We start from the raw sequence: 2,030 nt of genomic DNA, 5'->3' as shown, positions 1-2,030 counted from the left end.
CTAGTCTAACAGTAAAAATGGCTGTAGACAATGTAATTGTCTACAGCCTGATAGGTGCTACCCATAGGGTAGCACCTCAGATTGTTGACAAATGAATTTTCCCAAAATAAACTCACAAATTAAGTGAGGATTATTCAAGAAAATCTATTAAAATAGGGGTAAAAAGAGCAGTTTAGGTCCATTTTTACCTCTGTTTTCTATTTCTAGACTAGTAAAATACTATGGAAAAGTTAATTGTCTACAGCCTGAGGTGCTACCCATAGGGTAGCACCTATTTTTATAAACTAATTACATCATCAAATTCAATATGATTGGCATCTTTCCAAAGTCGGTCTAATGTATAAAATGCCGCATCTTCTTCATCTAAAATGTGTACAATAACCTCACCATAATCTAGTAAAATCCACTGAGCGGTTTGATACCCTTCTTTATGAATAGGTGCTTTATCTGCAAACGCTAAGACAACCTCCTCAACCTCATCCGCAATAGCCTGTGTTTGTCTCACATTCGGTGCTACTGCAATAATAAACATTTCTGTAAGCGGTGTCAGTGTTCGTACATCAAGTACTTTTAAGTCCAAAACCTTTTTCTTATTAATTGCTGTTACAATTTGTTTAGCAAGTTCATGTGTAGAATAATTCAAGCCAATCCCCTTTCTTTGATATAACTATATTCTTTTAATCGAACTGCTTATAATATTCTATGAGTTCTTGTGTAATAGGATGCACTTCTTGTTTTAAAATATTCGTAACATAATTGTAAGAAGATTGAAGTGCTTTATACATTGCACGATCTAAATTATAATGAGCTAAATCTTTGATTTGCTCTTTACCTTTATAAGTGCCACGTCCTTCCTCTGTCATATCTGCTAAATAAATAATTTTATCTAAATCTGTCATATTATGGCGTCCTACTGTATGATAACGAATACTATTTAAAATTGACGGTTTACTAATCCCCCAGTTTTTTTCTAAAAGTGCAGCTCCTATCTTACCATGCGCTAAGTCAATATGCTGCTTTTCAAACTCATCCAGTTCTATATGATATAGTTCACATAGTCTTTTTTGTTCTGTCTTTCCTAATTCTTTAGCAATATCATGGAATAACGCTGCAATAAACGTTTCATCATAATCCATATGGTGATACTTTGCATACTCCAGAGCCATCTCTACAACGCCCCTTGTATGAGCATAACGCTTTGGTGAAAGCTTTGTTGCAACATAGTCATACATCTGAGCACGTTCCTCTTCTGTAAGGCAAATCTTATACTCATAAAGGTTATATTTCTTAATATAGTTTTCAACCTCTTCTGGTACTAAGTATTTAATAGGTCTCATTGCATTAATCCTCTCTCTAATATTAGATGATGAAATAGCAAGTGCAGGTACTTCTAAAAAATGAATATTGGTTTCATATTTCCTTTTAAGTTCCTCTACTTGTGCAATAAGTTCAGCCTTATGATAACCGGGTCTTGTCACCGCTACAAAATCACACAATTTTAAAAGTTCTTCTGGTGATTTCCATGTTAAAATCTTTTGTACCGCATCAGCACCTGTAATGAAGTAAAGCTTCACGTTATCACCATAAATCTTCTTTAATTCTTTAATTGTATCAACCGTGTACGTAACGCCTTCCCTTTCCATCTCCAGACGGGATACTTTAAAATGAGGGTTTTCTGCTGTAGCAAGTACTGTCATTAAATAACGATGCTCACTGGTTGTCATATTAATATGCGATTTATGTGGTGGATGCCCCGTTGGTATAAAAAGCACTTCATCAATGCCAAATTCATGTCTTACTTCTTCAGCTGTTACAAGATGCCCTATATGTATAGGATCAAAGGTGCCCCCCATAATCGCTAACTTTCTAATAGGTGAAACTTGTTGTTCCATAATACTCTCCTTATATTTAATAAAAACTTTTACAATTTATTTTATTATAACCTATTTTTTAGAAATTATATAGAGTTTGTCCAAATAAAAAAGTGGCTCCGCCACGTTCAGCAACTTATAGCCTACTTATCACACTAT

Annotated in this window: 2 protein-coding genes; both read right to left on the bottom strand. The window is 34.3% G+C overall.

What is annotated here, in order from left to right:
• Positions 1 to 277: 277 nt before the first annotated feature.
• Positions 278 to 643: a ribosome silencing factor gene (rsfS, locus tag AC1VAQ_RS20935; RefSeq protein ID WP_302599285.1), complete on the bottom strand. Its 366-nt coding sequence runs from the start codon at positions 641 to 643 to the stop codon at positions 278 to 280.
• Between the two features lie 34 nt (positions 644 to 677).
• Positions 678 to 1,892 carry a nicotinate-nucleotide adenylyltransferase gene (nadD, locus tag AC1VAQ_RS20930; protein ID WP_330697613.1) on the bottom strand — a complete coding sequence of 405 codons (1,215 nt, stop codon included), beginning with the start codon at positions 1,890 to 1,892 and terminating at the stop codon, positions 678 to 680.
• Positions 1,893 to 2,030: the final 138 nt, after the last annotated feature.

Source organism: Cellulosilyticum sp., from assembly GCF_982396655.1.
The sequence above is the reverse complement of the archived record's forward strand: the minus strand, read 5'-3'. Positions and strand labels throughout refer to the sequence as shown.